This is a genomic window from Ilumatobacteraceae bacterium, from assembly GCA_033344875.1.
Taxonomy (GTDB): domain Bacteria; phylum Actinomycetota; class Acidimicrobiia; order Acidimicrobiales; family Ilumatobacteraceae; genus Ilumatobacter.
Genome location: JAWPMO010000001.1, coordinates 1794461 through 1809265 on the forward strand (window position 1 = coordinate 1794461; position 14805 = coordinate 1809265).

The 14805-nt window shown below is 69.4% G+C and carries 17 protein-coding genes; 12 read left to right on the plus strand and 5 right to left on the minus strand.

Translation table 11 applies throughout. The annotated features are described in order from the left end of the window. The first annotated feature begins 13 nt into the window (after positions 1–13). On the plus strand, positions 14–817 hold the full coding sequence (locus tag R8G01_08530; GenBank protein ID MDW3214025.1) for a sortase: 804 nt from the start codon (positions 14–16) through the stop codon (positions 815–817). A 12-nt stretch (positions 818–829) separates the two neighbouring features. On the opposite strand, the gene R8G01_08535 is transcribed toward R8G01_08530, so the two are convergent. The 3 genes from R8G01_08535 to R8G01_08545 are packed head-to-tail and all read right to left on the minus strand — an operon-like array spanning position 830 to position 3695. Then, positions 830–1615: an ABC transporter ATP-binding protein gene (locus tag R8G01_08535; GenBank protein ID MDW3214026.1), complete on the minus strand. Its 786-nt coding sequence runs from the start codon at positions 1613–1615 to the stop codon at positions 830–832. Continuing rightward, on the minus strand, positions 1612–2661 hold the full coding sequence (locus tag R8G01_08540) for an iron ABC transporter permease (GenBank protein ID MDW3214027.1): 1050 nt from the start codon (positions 2659–2661) through the stop codon (positions 1612–1614). The genes R8G01_08535 and R8G01_08540 overlap by 4 nt, the downstream gene beginning before the upstream one ends. A gap of 5 nt (positions 2662–2666) precedes the next feature. Then, positions 2667–3695, minus strand: a complete 1029-nt coding sequence (locus tag R8G01_08545) for an ABC transporter substrate-binding protein (GenBank protein MDW3214028.1) — start codon at positions 3693–3695, stop codon at positions 2667–2669. A 241-nt stretch (positions 3696–3936) separates the two neighbouring features. Between R8G01_08545 and cobO the strand changes: the two genes are divergently transcribed. The 6 genes from cobO to R8G01_08575 are packed head-to-tail and all read left to right on the plus strand — an operon-like array spanning position 3937 to position 8254. Then, positions 3937–4521: a cob(I)yrinic acid a,c-diamide adenosyltransferase gene (gene cobO, locus R8G01_08550; protein MDW3214029.1), complete on the plus strand. Its 585-nt coding sequence runs from the start codon at positions 3937–3939 to the stop codon at positions 4519–4521. A 1-nt stretch (position 4522) separates the two neighbouring features. Next, complete coding sequence (locus R8G01_08555; protein MDW3214030.1) at positions 4523–5056, plus strand: bifunctional adenosylcobinamide kinase/adenosylcobinamide-phosphate guanylyltransferase; 534 nt, start codon at positions 4523–4525, stop codon at positions 5054–5056. After that, positions 5053–6054: a nicotinate-nucleotide--dimethylbenzimidazole phosphoribosyltransferase gene (cobT, locus tag R8G01_08560; protein MDW3214031.1), complete on the plus strand. Its 1002-nt coding sequence runs from the start codon at positions 5053–5055 to the stop codon at positions 6052–6054. Before R8G01_08555 ends, cobT begins: the two co-directional genes overlap by 4 nt. After that, positions 6051–6803 (plus strand): adenosylcobinamide-GDP ribazoletransferase, encoded by a 753-nt coding sequence (locus R8G01_08565; protein MDW3214032.1) that lies wholly within the window; start codon positions 6051–6053, stop codon positions 6801–6803. Before cobT ends, R8G01_08565 begins: the two co-directional genes overlap by 4 nt. A 39-nt stretch (positions 6804–6842) precedes the next feature. After that, positions 6843–7190, plus strand: coding sequence for a hypothetical protein (locus R8G01_08570; protein ID MDW3214033.1), 348 nt, complete (start codon positions 6843–6845; stop codon positions 7188–7190). Continuing rightward, positions 7187–8254, plus strand: coding sequence for a hypothetical protein (locus R8G01_08575; protein MDW3214034.1), 1068 nt, complete (start codon positions 7187–7189; stop codon positions 8252–8254). Before R8G01_08570 ends, R8G01_08575 begins: the two co-directional genes overlap by 4 nt. On the opposite strand, the gene R8G01_08580 is transcribed toward R8G01_08575, so the two are convergent. Continuing rightward, positions 8244–9440, minus strand: coding sequence for a hypothetical protein (locus R8G01_08580; protein ID MDW3214035.1), 1197 nt, complete (start codon positions 9438–9440; stop codon positions 8244–8246). The two genes, R8G01_08575 and R8G01_08580, sit on opposite strands and share 11 nt — an antisense overlap. Before the next feature lie 56 nt (positions 9441–9496). Here R8G01_08580 and R8G01_08585 point away from each other — a divergent pair, with 56 nt between their 5' ends. Together R8G01_08585 and R8G01_08590 are read left to right on the plus strand one after the other, a co-directional pair. Next, positions 9497–9898 (plus strand): PPOX class F420-dependent oxidoreductase, encoded by a 402-nt coding sequence (locus R8G01_08585; protein MDW3214036.1) that lies wholly within the window; start codon positions 9497–9499, stop codon positions 9896–9898. A gap of 11 nt (positions 9899–9909) precedes the next feature. After that, entirely contained in the window at positions 9910–10842 is a 933-nt protein-coding gene (locus R8G01_08590; GenBank protein MDW3214037.1) for a DUF368 domain-containing protein, read from the plus strand. Positions 10843–10856: 14 nt separating this feature from the next. Here the strand turns inward: R8G01_08590 and R8G01_08595 are convergent, their stop codons facing one another. Next, entirely contained in the window at positions 10857–11630 is a 774-nt protein-coding gene (locus R8G01_08595) for an IclR family transcriptional regulator (protein ID MDW3214038.1), read from the minus strand. A 64-nt stretch (positions 11631–11694) separates the two neighbouring features. Between R8G01_08595 and R8G01_08600 the strand changes: the two genes are divergently transcribed. The 3 genes from R8G01_08600 to R8G01_08610 are packed head-to-tail and all read left to right on the plus strand — an operon-like array spanning position 11695 to position 14790. Beyond that, complete coding sequence (locus tag R8G01_08600) at positions 11695–12897, plus strand: TauD/TfdA family dioxygenase (protein MDW3214039.1); 1203 nt, start codon at positions 11695–11697, stop codon at positions 12895–12897. Next, positions 12894–13784, plus strand: a complete 891-nt coding sequence (locus tag R8G01_08605; GenBank protein MDW3214040.1) for a 3-keto-5-aminohexanoate cleavage protein — start codon at positions 12894–12896, stop codon at positions 13782–13784. Before R8G01_08600 ends, R8G01_08605 begins: the two co-directional genes overlap by 4 nt. Then, positions 13777–14790, plus strand: a complete 1014-nt coding sequence (locus R8G01_08610; protein MDW3214041.1) for a 3-hydroxyacyl-CoA dehydrogenase NAD-binding domain-containing protein — start codon at positions 13777–13779, stop codon at positions 14788–14790. The genes R8G01_08605 and R8G01_08610 overlap by 8 nt, the downstream gene beginning before the upstream one ends. Positions 14791–14805: the final 15 nt, after the last annotated feature.

Here is a 14805-nt window from a genome sequence, read left to right on the forward strand (position 1 = left end):
ACCCTTCCCCACCATGAGCAACGCCCGACCTGATCGCCCCCGTGCGACGGGTCGGGCGTTGCTCGTCGTCTCCGGCCTGCTCGCCCTCGGCGCCGTCGTCCTCGGCGCCGCTGCAGTCTGGCCCTCGTCCGACGAACAGGTCGTCCTCGACGTCACCCCCGCCACGGCGGCCACGACCCCCGCGACGGTGCCGCTGCTGTCTACACCTTCCTCGGTTCCCGCGACGACAGCGGCGCCTCAGGGTGTGCCCTCCGATGTCGGCGCCGCCCCTGCCGACGCCGCCCCGACCTCGCCGGCCACGAGCACCCCGGCGCTCTCTCCGCTCGCCGACCTCCTCGGCGTGCCCGGGTCGGCGATCCCGCCGGCGATCGAGCCGCGGATGCAGCCCCGCTCGATCACGATCGACGACATCGAACTCTGGGGCCCGGTCCGCCCGGTCGGCCTCGAAGACGACGGGCAGCTCGAAGTCCCCGACGAGACCGAGATCGGCTGGTATCGGTACGGGTCGAGCCCCGGCCGGGCCGGCGCCACCGTGCTCGCCGCCCACGTCTCGTGGAACGACACGATCGGTCCCTTCTTCGAGCTCGGTTCGCTCGAACCCGGCGCCCGCGTGGAGGTCCGGCTCGAGGACGACACCGTCCGCACCTACGAGGTCGTCGAGCGGACGATGTACGACAAGGACTCGCTCCCGCGGGAGCGGATCTGGCGGACGACCGGCGACGAGACGCTCGTGCTGATCACGTGTGGCGGCTCGTTCAACCCCGAGATCCGCCGCTACCGCCAGAACATCGTCGTGTACGCGGTCCCGGTCGCCTGACGGCGAACGGCCTCACGACGTGAACGAATCCCGGCGGGGGATGACGACGATCGTGCCGTCCGGTTCGCGGTGCACGCTCACCCGCACCCCGTAGAACTCGGCCAGCGTCTCGGCTCGCAGCACCGTGCCCGGCTCACCGGTGGCGACGACGACGCCCTCGTGCATGAGCGCCAGGCGATCGCTGTAGAGCCCGGCGAGCGTGAGATCGTGCATCGCCGAGATGACCGTGAGCCCGTGATCGTTGCGCAGCCGGGCGACGAGTTCGAGCGCTTGCTGCTGGTGGCCGATGTCGAGTGCGCTGGTCGGTTCGTCGAGCAGCAGGATCGGTGCCTCGGTCGCCAACGCTCGGGCGATGACGAGTCGCTGACGCTCACCGCCGCTGAGATGGGCGAGTCGTCGGTTCGCGAACGGGCCGAGCTCGAGCCGGTCGAGCACGTCGGCGACCATCGCGCGGTCCTGTTTGCTCTCGCTGCCGAAGTACCCGACGTACGGCGCCCGGCCGAGCAGCGCGTACTCGAAGCCGGTCATGTCGGCGGGCATCAGCGGATCCTGTGGCACGTAGGCGACGAGTGCCGCTCGCCTCGCCCGCGAGCGCAGCGACATCGACGACCCGTCGACGATCACGTCACCCGACGACGGAACCACACCGACGACCGCCTTCAGCAGCGACGACTTGCCGGCACCGTTGGGCCCGATCAGACCGAGCCACTCCCCCGATCGCACGGTGTCGGTGAACCCGCGCACGACGTCGAGCTTGCCGTATCGCACGCTCACGTCGCTGAACTCGATGGAGCTCATCGTGCGATCTCCCTCGTCCGGAGCAGCACGATGAAGAACGGCGCTCCGATGAAGGCGGTCACGACGCCGATCGGGAGTTCGGCCGGCGCAGTGAGCGTCCGGCCGGGGATGTCGGCGAGGATCAGGAAGATCGCTCCGAACGCAATCGTCAACGGCAGGAGCCGTCGGTAGCTGGCACCGGCGAGCAGCCGGACGATGTGTGGTACGACGAGGCCGACGAACCCGATCAGACCGCTCACCGCGACGACGGCGGCGGTGCCGAGCGTGGCGGCGATCACGACGACGAGGCGGACGCGGGTGACCGGCACACCGAGCGTGACGGCTTCGTCGTCGCCGACACGCAGCAGGTCGAGATGGCGCCGGTGGAAGAGCAACACACCGCAACTCACCAGCACGTAGGGGAACACCAGCCGGACATCGCTCCACGAAGCGGTCGAGAGCCGACCGAGGATCCAGTTGTAGACCTCGCGCACGACATCGGAGTTGCGCTGGAGCACGAAGGTCTGGATCGCAGTCAGCAGCGAGACCATCGCGACACCGGCGAGCACCAGGGTCGACGTACCGCGCAGCCCCCCGAACGAGGCGCCGACGAGGTAGGTCAACGCCACCGATCCGAGTGCGAACACGAACGCCACCGCGGGCACCGGGTCGACGATCCACGAGGCGCCGACGTCGCCCCAGATCGCGATCATGAGGGTCGCACCCAGCCCTGCACCCGCCGCTGCGCCGAGCAGGTACGGGTCGACGAGCGGATTCCGGAACACACCCTGGTAGCTCGCCCCGCCGACCGACAACATCGCCCCGACGAGACCGGCGAGCACGACGCGCGGCATGCGGATGTTCCAGATGATCGACCACTCGAGGTCGCTGACGCCACTGTCGATCGAGATCAGCGGCAGGTGGTCGAGCAGTGCCAGCGGCACACGCCACCAGACCGGGCCCGCCGGTCCGATCATCGCACCGAGCAGCACCGCGAGGACGACGCCGATCGTGGCCGCGGGAAACCAGCCGATCGACGTCCGGCTGCGGTGCTGCTCGGTGGACACGACGGTCAGCCGGCCGTCACGGAGTCGGCGACGACGGCGACACCCTCGCCGGCAGCCCGGAGGTGGTCGACGATGCGCGGCCCCCAGCGGGAGGCGATGTCGTCGTCCATCTCGATCACGCCACCACCGGTCACGGCGTCGAGCGAACCCCAGCCGGGCCGGGCCGCGAGCGTCTCGGCGGTCTCACCGCAATACTTCGTACACGCCAGGAAGATCAGGTCGGGGTTCTCGTCGATGATGTACTCGGCGTTGAGCTGCGGGTACGGGTTGCCCTCCCCCACGGCATCGGCGATGTTGACCAGCCCGATCTCCGCGTAGACGGCCCCGATGAACGTGTCGCTCGTGACGGAGAAGAACGTCGCGTCGAGTTCGTGGTAGTAGGTCAGCGGAGTCTCGAGCTCCGGCAAGCCGGCCTTGACCTCGGCGACATCCTGCTGCATCTCGGCGACCAGTTGTGCGGCCTCGGCCACATGCCCGGTGGCGGCACCGAGCTGCTCGATCTGCGTGTAGACGTCGTCGAACGACGAGGCTGCCGGACCTTCCCACCGGGGGATCTCTAGCGTGTCGAGCTGATCGAGCAGCGCCGGGTTCGTGCCGTCGGTGACGACCAGGTCGGGCTCCAGCCCGGCGATCGCCTCGACGTTCGGCTCGAAGCCGGACAGACCGGACATCTTCTCGGCGGCCTCGGCCGGGAAGTTCGAGAAGTCGTCGACGGCCAGCACCTGGTCGCCCGCCCCGATCGCATAGAGCATCTCGGTCGCCGTCGGCGAGAGCGAGATGATCGCCTGCGGCGTGGAGCTCTCGTCCGGCTCGGTCGTCGTGGGCTCGGTGGTGGTGGGCTCGGTCGTCGCCGGCGCCGTGGTGTCGGGCTCGGTGGTCGCCGGCGTCTCGGGCTCGGTCGTGGTTGGCGCCGCCCCGTCGGACTGTTCCACCGACTCGACGGCCGAGCCGTCGGAGCCGGCGGTTCCGTCGTCGCCACAGGCGGCGAGCACGAGTGCCAGGCCGGCGATCCCGGCCAGGGTCTTGATCTTCATGGGTTTCCTCCACATCGGGAGGACAAGTGGGTCAGAGACCGGCGGACCGATCTGCGAACCGCCCTTGCCTCGAGGGTCTAGGTTTCGCGCACCGAAGGGTCGACCGGGCTCGTCCGAATCGTGTTCGGAACCACCGTTGCGGGACAGCGCCGGGATCTCACCGGACTTCGCACCGACTGTGCGGATCGGACGATACACCTTCGAGCGCGACATCGTCGCGTCCAATAGGCTCGCCGCCCTGATGGCTGACGAACCGACCGCAACGACCGACGCACTCGAAGACGACCCACGACCCGACGGCCTCCGATCGGCCACGTCGCTGGTGTTGGTGAACACCGGCAACGGCAAGGGCAAGAGTTCGTCGGCGTTCGGCATGATGCTGCGCGCCGTGGCCGTCGACTGGCCCGTCGCGGTCATCCAGTTCGTGAAGAGCGGCAACTGGAAGGTCGGCGAGGAGAAGATGGGTCGGCAGCTCGGTGTCGACTGGCAGTCGTTCGGCGACGGGTTCACGTGGGACTCCGACAACCTCGACAACGACAAGGCCCACGCCAACGAGGGGTGGAGCGCGGCGAAGGCGGCGATCCTGGCGGGCGACCACCGACTCGTGATCCTCGACGAGCTGACCTATCTGTGCACGTGGGGCTGGATCGACCAGGCCGACGTGATCGACACGATCACCAACCGACCGGAACACGTCAACATCATCGTGACCGGTCGCGACGCGCCGGACGAGCTGATCGAGATCGCCGACACGGTCACGGAGATGACCGAGGTCAAACACGCCTACCAGCAGGGCATTCGCGCCAAGCGCGGCATCGACTACTGACATGTTGACGGTCCTGCTCGGTGGCGCACGCTCCGGCAAGAGCACCGCCGCGTTGCGGCTCGCGAACCGCGCGACCGGGCCGGTCTGCTTCATCGCGACGAGCCCGCGCATCGACGGTGACGACGACCTGAATGCCCGGATCGATGCGCACCGCGACGAGCGCCCCGACGGCTGGCGCACGATCGAGGCCGAACTCGATGTCGCCGGAGCGCTGCGTGAGGCCGGCGACGCCTTCGTCGTGATCGACTGTCTGACCGTGTGGCTCGGCAACCTGATGCATCACGGTCGGACCGACGACGAGGTCGCCGACGCGTCTGTCGCCGCGCTCCGCGTCGCGGCCGCCCGCGACGCCGACACGGTGGTCGTCACCAACGAGGTCGGGATGGGAATCGTCCCCGTCGACGCGATGACCCGCCGGTACCGCGACCTGCTCGGACGCGTCAACCAGCAGTGGGTCGAGGCGTCCGACGAGGCGTTGCTCCTGGTCGCCGGACGGGCGCTGCCGCTGACCGATCTCGGGGCGACGCCGACGTGAGCGACCTGATCCGTTCGCTCCTCGTCGACCTGCCCGGCGCCGACACCGACGCGGCCGCCGCAGTGCGCGCACGTGCGGAGCAGGTGTTGCGACCGACCGGTGCGCTGCAACGGCTCGACGACGTCGCCGCCCACATGGCGGCGTGGCAGGCCGGCGACGTGCCGACCGCCGACCGACCGTCGGTGCTGGTGTTCGCGGCCGACCACGGCGTCACGGTGGCCGGGGTCAGCAACTACCCGGCCGACGTGACGGCGGCGATGCTCGCCGCCGTACGGGCCGGCAAGGCGACCGTGAACGCGTTCGCACGGGCTGCCGGTGCAACCGTCGCCGTGTTCGACGTCGGCGTCGGCGACCCGACCGGCGACATCCGGACGGAGTCGGCGTTGTCACCGGAGCGTCTCGACCGCGTCGCCAGTATCGCGATTGCGGCCGTCGACGAAGCAGCCGCGGCGGGCGCCGACGTCATCGCGCTCGGCGAACTGGGGATCGGCAACACCACCATCTCCGCCGCACTTCCCGCGGCACTGATCGGCGGCGACGTCGTTCGATGGGTCGGCCGCGGCACCGGCGTCGACGACGAGGGGCTCGCCCGAAAACGGGCGGCCGTCGAAGCAGCCGTACGACGAATCGCCCACGTCGACGACCCGATCGAGGTGATGCGGGAGATCGGCGGCGCCGAACACGCGGCGATGGCCGTGGCATGCGTGCGTGCACGCCACCATCGGATCCCCGTGGTGCTCGACGGGTACATCACCGCATCGGCCGTGCTGCCGATGCACGTCGCGCTCCCCGGTGCGCTCGACCACTGCGTCGTCGGCCACCTGTCGTCCGAGCCAGGCCACCGGCTGATCGTCGAACACCTCGGCATGGAACCGCTGCTCGACCTGGGGATGCGGCTCGGCGAGGGCAGCGGTGCGGTCGCCGCGCTGCCGCTGGTCCGGATGGCCTGCACGGGGGTCGTCGACGTACCGACGTTCGAGGAGTGGTTCGGAGCGTGAGCGGATTCCTCGGTGCCGTTCAGTTCCTGACCAGGGTGCCGATCCGCTTGCGCGCCCCGGTCGACCATGCCCGGGTCGTGCCGTGGTTCGGCGTCGTCGGGGTGCTGATCGGTGCAGCCGTCGGCGGGGTCGCCGCGGGGCTCACCGAACTCGTACCCGTCGCCGTGGCGGCGGCCTGCGCGGTCGCCGCCGGCCTGCTGATCACGGGCGCGTTCCACGAGGACGGGCTCGCCGACATCGCCGACGCCTTCGGCGGCGGGTGGACGGTCGAGCGTCGGCTTGAGATCCTGAAGGACTCGCGACACGGCACCTACGGCGTCGCTGCGCTCTCGTCGTCGATCGTGCTGCGCGTCGTGTGCGCCGCGTCGATCGCCGGCCCGGCCGCGCTGTTCGCTGCGTTCGTGGCGGCACACGGTCTCGGGCGCGTCTCGGCGGTCGCCGCGATGAAGGCCGCACCGCCGGCGACCGAGAGCGGGCTCGGGGTGAGCGCTGTGTCGTCGCTGCGTGCGGCGCCGACGATCGTCGGTCTCACCACCGCCACCGGAGCGGTCGCCCTCGTCTCGGGCTGGTGGGTGCTCCCATTCCTCGGTGCGGCCGTCGTCGGCACCGCCGCGGTCGTCGCACTCGCGGTCCGCAAGATCGGCGGACTGGCCGGCGACGTCCTCGGTGCCGTCGAGCAGATCGTCGAGTGCCTGGTGCTCGTCGTCGCCACCGGGATTGCGCAGCGGTACGACGTCTGGTGGACCTGACGTCGTGACACCGACACCGGAGAAACGTACGCTCTGCCCATGAGTCGGGGCCGGAGATTGATCGACCGCTTCTACGAGTTGTTGGGTGCCGGCGACGTCGCCGGCCTGACCGGTCTCTACGGCGACGGCGCCCAGATCGTCAGGTTCGACGAGGTGGCTGCGACGAGCGACGAGATCAGCGCCTACCTCGACGCCTTCCTCCGACGCCACCACAACTGCTCGCTCCGATCGATCGACCAGTTCCGCGAGACCGACGACATCGTGATGTGGGACGCGATGCTCGACACCGACGACGGCGTCCTGCAATCGACCCACGTCGTCGTCCTCGCCACGGACGGAACCATCCACCGCCATGTTCCCCACATGCGCGGATACTGGGGCTCATGACCGACGCTCACGTGTTGGTCGAGACGGATCGGTTCGCCGACGATCTCACCGCGCTGACCACCGAGTTCGGCTTTCGGGTCGACGTGATCCACCCCGCCGATGCTCCCGCGTCCGCGGTGGTGTCCGGCCACGGACTCCGCCTGCGCCTGGAGCAGGCGACGACACCGCGGCCGGTGACCATCCTGGTCCTCACCGACGACCCGGCCGCACCCCGCATGCTGCCCGGTGGTTCGGTCATCGAGCGCCGGCCGCGCACGACCGGGTACGAACTGCCCGACAACCGACCATCGCTCACCGTCAGCCGGAACACCGACGAGTCCGGCGTCGGGCGCGCCGGCATGCGGTACCGGGACCTCATCCCCGACCGATGGGGAGGGCGCTTCATCGCCTCGCACATCACGATCCCCGAGGGCGGCCCGGTGCCCGACTACGTGCACTTCCACAAGATCAGGTTCCAGATGATCTTCGTGAAATCGGGCTGGGTGCGTCTGGTGTACGAAGATCAAGGCGAGCCGTTCACCATGCAGACCGGCGACTGCGTGCTCCAACCCCCGGAGATCCGGCATCGTGTCCTGGAGAGCTCCGCCGGCCTCGAGGTCGTCGAGATCGGCTGTCCGGCCGAACACGAGACGATCGCCGACTGGTCGATGCCGCTTCCGACGGGTGTGGCCGATCCCGGTCGGGACTTCGATGGCCAACGTTTCGTCCGCCACATCGCCGAGGGTGCTCCGTACGCCCCGTGGCGCGTCGGCGGCTGGGAGTACCGTGACACCGGGATCGGTGGTGCCACCGACGGCCTGGCGGGGGCACGCGTGGCCCGACCCACCGGTCGGCCGGGCACCGTTCAGGTCGGTTGGATCTCGCATGACACCGAGTTCGCGCAGCTCGTGGTGTTGAGGGGCAGCGTCACGTTCGAGGCCGACGGCGCCGACCCGGTCGGGCTCGGCGACGGTGACAGCGTCGCGATTCCCGCAGCCACCCGCTACCGGCTCGCCGACCCGTCGGCCGACTGCGAGCTCCTCGACGTCACCCTGCCGGCGGCGTTCGAGGTCGTCACCGGCTGAGCCACTCGAGCGCCAGCGCGGCGGTCCAGCTGAAGTCGTCGGCACCCAACCCGTCGCCTGAGAGCGGATCGAAGTATTCGCGACATCCGTGCCGCTCGATCAGGTCGAGCGTCGGTTCGCGCAACCGACCGCCGAGCGCGCCGTCCATCAACCAGTTGACGTTGACCCACGTCGGGCCGCGCCAGTAGCCGACCGGATCGAACGCCGGGTCGTGCGGTGAGGTGGTCGGGACCGGAAACGGTGTCGAGAAGTCGCGGGTGAGCCCCGCTCGGACCGCCGACGCCACCGACTCGGGCAGGTCGACCAGCAGCGGCAGGTACGCCGAGATGACATTCGCCGAGCCGTGGCGACCCGTCGACGCGTCCAGGAACACGAAGCGGCCGAGCGCGTCGTCCCAGAGGTGCTCGACGAGACCCGCGGCCACCCGGTCCCGACGACGACGCGCCGCGGCGGCGACGTCGGCCTCGCCGACGACGTCGGCGATCGCCGCGAGTTCACCGTCGGCCCAGGCGAGGATCGCCGACATCCCCGGGTCGTAGACGGCGAACGAACCGAGCCCGAACCCGTTGGCGGCGATCTCCGTCACGAGCGCGGCATAGCGGCGATAGTCGTCGTCGGTCGGACGCTGCGCAGCGTCGGCGACGTGCTGCTGGTCGACACGTTCGAACGGTGGGGCGAGGTCCGGGTCGATCCGCTTCATCGCCGCGTTCCACGCCGGGCTGTTGTCCATGCCGCTCTCCCACGGGTGCCCCACGGCCACGAGTCCGAGGTTCGACGGGTCGCGGGCGGTCAGGAACCACTCGTGCGACCGGACGATCGGCGCGATCAGGGAACGCACGCGTTCGGGGTCGCCGCCTCGGTCGAGGATCCGGCGCGCCGCCGCTGCCCACACCGGTGGCTGACTGATGCTCGACCGGTCGTCGGTCCCCCAGAACGCGGGGCCCGGGAAGTAGACGCCGGTCGGATCGTGGAACCTGATGTGCGGAATTCGGCCGTCGGGCCACGCACCCCCCAACAGCGTCTCGAGTTCGACGAGCGCTCGGTCGACGTCGATCACCGACCAGCCGATCGCCGCGAAGGCCGAGTCCCACGCCCACTGGTGGGGGTACAGGTGGCCGGCCGGCACGGTGTACCGCCCTCGGTCGTTGGCTCGAAGTACCGCGGTGGCGCGTTCGAAGAGGTTCACCCGCCGATCCTCGCGCACCCCTCGACACTTCATCACCCCGGGCGTACGGTGGCGACATGAGCCTGGGCGACGAGAAGTACGTGCTGTTGACCACCTTCAAGCGCGACGGTACGCCCGTCTCGACTCCGGTCTGGTCGGTGCCGCTCGACGGCGACACGTTCGGGTTCTGGACCAGTTCCGGGTCGGGGAAGGCCAAACGACTGGCGCACACCGAGCGGGTCACGGTCCAGCCGTGCGACGCTCGCGGCAAGGTCAAGGCGGGTACGTCACCGACCGAGGCGACCGCGCGACTCGTCGCCGGCGACGACATGGAGGCCATCCGGCGCGGCGTGACGGAGAAGTACGGCCTCATGACCAAGATCACCAAGCTGCTCGGCAAGATCGGCGGTCTGATCAAGCGCAACCCGATCCCCTACGGCGACCGCGGCGTCATCATCACACCGAACACCGGGCGGTAGCCTCGCCACTCGTGCCGGTCCCCACAATTGCAGCCCAAGCCGCCCGCGGTTTCGCGATGGGTGCCGCCGACATCGTGCCGGGCGTGTCCGGGGGCACCGTCGCCCTCGTGCTCGGGATCTATGAACGGCTGATCGGCAACGTCCACGCGGGTGCGCAGGCCCTCAAGGCGATCCTCACGGGCGACACCGCCGGCTTCGGCACCAAGTTCCGCGAGGTCGAATGGGTGTGGCTGCTCTCGCTGCTCGCCGGGGTGCTCGTTGCGATCGCCGCGCTGTCGTCGGTGCTGGAGAACCTGCTCCACGATCATCCCGTTCGCATGGCGGCACTGTTCTTCGGGCTGGTCGTCGGCTCGTTGACGATCGCCTGGCGTCTGATCCGTTCGGTCGGCGCCGCCGAACTGGGCGCGGTGATCGTCGTGGCGATCGCGCTGTTCCTGGTGCTGGGCCTGAAGAGCGACACCGAGGTGGCCGAGGGCACCGCCGAGATCGTCACCAAGTCGTGGTGGATCTTCTTCCTGTCAGGAGCGCTGGCGATCTGCGCCATGATCCTGCCCGGCATCTCCGGGTCGTTCATCCTCGTGCTGATCGGCATGTACACCGAGGTGCTCGGTGCCGTGAACGACCGAGACCTCGTTGCGCTCGGCGCCACGGCGGCCGGCTGCATCGTCGGGCTGGCGCTGTTCTCGTCGGTGCTGACCTGGGCCCTCGAGCATCATCACGACCTGGTGATCGCGGCGATGGTCGGGCTGATGCTCGGCTCGCTCCGCGTGCTCTGGCCGTGGCCCGGCGGCACCAACACGACCGATCTGGCACGCCCCGCCGACGACGTCGGCATCCCGATCCTGCTCGCCGTGGTCGGTGTGGCGGTCGTGGTCGCCGTCGAGATGATCGCGGTCCGAACCGACCACGACCCGGTCGAACTCGCCGACGACCACCCGGTCTGAACCCGGCGCGTCGGTCAGATGCCAAACAGCGCGGCGGCGCGATCGGTGACGAACCCGCCGAGTGCCGCTCCCAGCGTCGGCGACGACGCGGGATTGAGCCGGTAGGCGGGGCCGTAGAGCGTCGCCACGGCGACCAGGTGTCCGTCGACATCGCGGATCGGGACAGCGAGTCCGTTGACGTCGACATCGAGTTCCTGGTCGGTCCACGCAAAGCCGTCCCGCTCGATGTCGGCGAGCCGGGAGCGCACTGCATCCGGATCGATGACCGAGTACTCGGTCGCTGCGGTCAACTCGCTCGCCAGATACTCCGTCAGCCGGTCGGGTGGCCAGTCGGCCATCGCGACCAGGCCCGGCGCGACGAGGTGGAACTCGAACCGTTCGCCGGCCGGATCGGCGACCTGCACGGCGGCGTCGGCCCGAGCGCTGTCGATGTACAGGAATCGATCTCCGTCGTCGACCCCGATCGCCGCGTTCTCGCCGAACTCGCGCATCAGGTCGGACGTCAGTGGCCGCAACCGCTCACGCATGATGGGTGCTGATTGTCCGACCGACGCGGTCAGTGTGGCCAGCCCGACACCGGGGCCCGCCGCGCCGTCAGCGGTGCGCTCGACCATGCCCAGCTCGCCGAGGATGCCGAGCATGCGCCCTGTGGTCGACCGCGACAGGCCACTGCGGCGGGCGAGGTCGCGCACGCCGACCGGTTCGCCGGCCGCGACGACGAGTTGGAGCAGGCCGAATGCCCGGTGCACCGGGCCGATGGGCCTTGACGCCCCGCCGACATCGCTCATACAGTGCGAGTGTACGTTGATTAGGACGTCCTATTCAATAGGACACGCTCGAATGGGGATCGGGATGACGAACGCTCCGCTGACACCCGATTTCATCGATCATGCATGGTGCGCGCTGGCGTCGGCCGCCCTGCATGACGGGTTCGTGTCCCTGACCTGGCCAGATGGCACGACGTTCGATGCCTACTCACTGTGGCTGGCCGAGAACGTCGACGGCTACGGCCTCGAACCGACCGTACGAGAGTCGATGATCGAGCCACGCCACCTGCCGGCCCCCGACGCGCTCCGGGCGGCCCACGTCGATGCGGACGGCGCACTCGTGCTCGGCTGGTTCGACCGCGCTCCGATCCGAGTCCACCCCGGCTGGCTCCGCTACGTCGCCGACGGCCGGCATCTGCCGGCGAGTTCCCTTCCCGAGCTGACCGTCTGGACCGCCGACACGTTCCGGGAGCCACCGACGCTCGACGGCACCGACATCCTCACCGATCCCCACACGTTCGAGGCGTGGCTGACCGCCCTCGCGCGATACGGCATCTGTCGGCTCACCGGCACGCCGACCGATCCCGAGTTCGTCGGCCGGCTCGTCAGCGCCGTCGGTCCGGTCCGCGACACGAACTTCGGCCCGGTCTGGAGCGTGATCGCCAAAGTCGACCCCGACTCGACGGCCAACACCGGGCTCGACCTCGGCCAGCACACCGACCTGCCGACTCGGGAGACTCCGCCGGGTTTCCAGTTCCTCCACTGCATCCGGAACACCGTCGACGGCGGGTGGTCGCGGATGAGCGACGGGTTGGCCGTCGTCGAGGCGATCCGGGTCGAACAGCCCGAGGCGTACGAGGCGCTGACGACGCTCGACTGGGTGTTCATGAACCGCTCCCCCGATGCCGAACACCGGTGGATCGGTCCGATCATCGACCACGGCTCGACGCACCAGCCGCTCACGCTCCGGGCGTTCTACCCCGTCAGGAGTGCGCCGCACATGGCGACCGCCGACGTGGCAGGGGCATACGAGTCGCTCCGGGTGTTCGCCGACATGGCCCGCGACCCACGGTTCCAGATCGTGTACCCGTTCCGACCCGGTGACCTCGTCGGGTTCGACAACCGTCGCATCCTGCACGGGCGCGACTCGTTCGGCAGTGGCGGCGACCGTCACCTTCGTGGCTGCTACGCCGACCACGACGACTTGTACTCGCGGCTCCGCGTCCTCCGCAGAACCGCCCACATCCCAGACCGTCACGGCAACGACCCGATCGAGGTACCTGCATGAGTTCCGTTTTCATCACCTGCGCTGTCACCGGCAGCGGCGACACCGTCGGCAAGAGCGACAAGGTGCCGTTCACCCCCGAACAGATCGCGAACGACTGCATCGCCGCGGCCCGAGCGGGCGCTGCCGTCGTCCACATCCACGTGCGCGACCCGATCACCGGAGCGCCGGCGCGGCAACCCGACCTGTACGCGGAGGTCGTCGAGCGGGTGCGCGCGTCCGACGTCGACGTGATCATCAACCTGACCGCCGGCATGGGCGGCGACCTCACCCTCGGTTCGGTCGAGCAGCCGTTGCCGCTCGACGATGCCGGCACCGACATGGCCGGTGCGACGGAGCGGCTCGAACACGTGCGACGGCTGATGCCCGAGATCTGCACCCTCGACTGCGGTTCGATGAACTTCGGCGAGGGCGGCTACGTGATGACGAACACGACGTCGATGCTCGAGGAGATGGCGCGTCAGATCCAGGCGCTCGGCGTGCGACCCGAGATCGAGGTGTTCGACACCGGCCATCTCTGGCAGGCCAAGTCGCTCGTCGACGATGGCCTGATCGACGACCCGGTCATGGTCCAGCTGTGCATGGGTGTGCCGTGGGGCGCCCCGCCCGACATCAACACGTTCATGGCGATGGTCAACAACATCCCCGACTCGTGGACGTTCAGCGCCTTCGGCATCGGCCGGAAGCAGCTCGAGTACGTCGCGCTGGCGACGATCGCCGGCGGCAACGTGCGGGTCGGGCTGGAGGACAACCTGTATCTCGGCCGCGGTCGACTCGCGAGCAACGCCGACCTCGTCGGGCGGGCGGTCGAGATCATCGAAGGCATCGGCCACACCGTCAAGGGCCCCGACGAAGTGCGCGCCGATCTGAAGCTCACGCGGCATGGCTGAGGCGCCGGTCGAGCGTGCCGCCGCCATCGGCTGCGGGGTGATCGGGGCCGGATGGATCGCCCGACTCCGCCTCAACGGTGTCGACGTCGACGCGTTCGATCCGTCACCCGACGCCACCAGGATCATCGCCACCGTTCACGACAACGCATTGCTCTCCTGGCGCGAACTCGATCTCGAGCCAGCGAGCGACGCGATCGGATCACTGACGATGCACGACTCGATCGACCGCGCGGTCGCGAGCGCCGAGCTGATCGTCGAGAGCGTGCCCGAGCGACTCGACCTGAAACACGCCACACTGGCGGCGATCGACCACGCCGCTCCGGTCGGCTCGGTCATCGCCTCCTCCACGTCGGGGTTCCGACCGAGCCGGCTCGCCGAGCCGCTGGCGCACCCCGAGCGACTGGTCGTCGGCCATCCGTTCAACCCCGTCTATCTCCTGCCCTTGGTCGAAGTCGTCGGTGGCCGGCTGACCGACCCCTCGGTGATCGAGCGGGCGATGAGCACGTACCGGTCGCTCGGGATGCACCCGCTGCACGTGCGGTCGGAGATCGATGCCCACATCGCCGACCGGCTCCTGGAGGCCGTCTGGCGGGAGGCGCTGTGGCTCGTCAACGACGGCATCGCCACGACCGAGGAGATCGACGATGCGATCCGGTACGGCTTCGGGTTGCGGTGGGCGCAGATGGGCCTGTTCGAGACCTACCGGATCGCCGGTGGCGAAGGCGGCATGCGTCACTTCATCAGTCAGTTCGGCGAGTGCCTCAGCTGGCCGTGGACCAAGCTGATGGACGTGCCTGAACTGACCGACGAGCTGATCGACACGATCGCCACCCAGTCCGACGAACAGTCCGGCCACCACGACATCCGTGACCTCGAACGGATCCGCGACCGCAACGTCGCGGCGATGCTGCTCGCGCTCGAACGCAACGGGTGGGGCGCCGGCCAAACCATCGCCGCCATGCGCGAGTCAACGGGACAGGGTGCCGCTCAGGTAGTCGAGCCCTGAGTCGGGCTGCAGCGT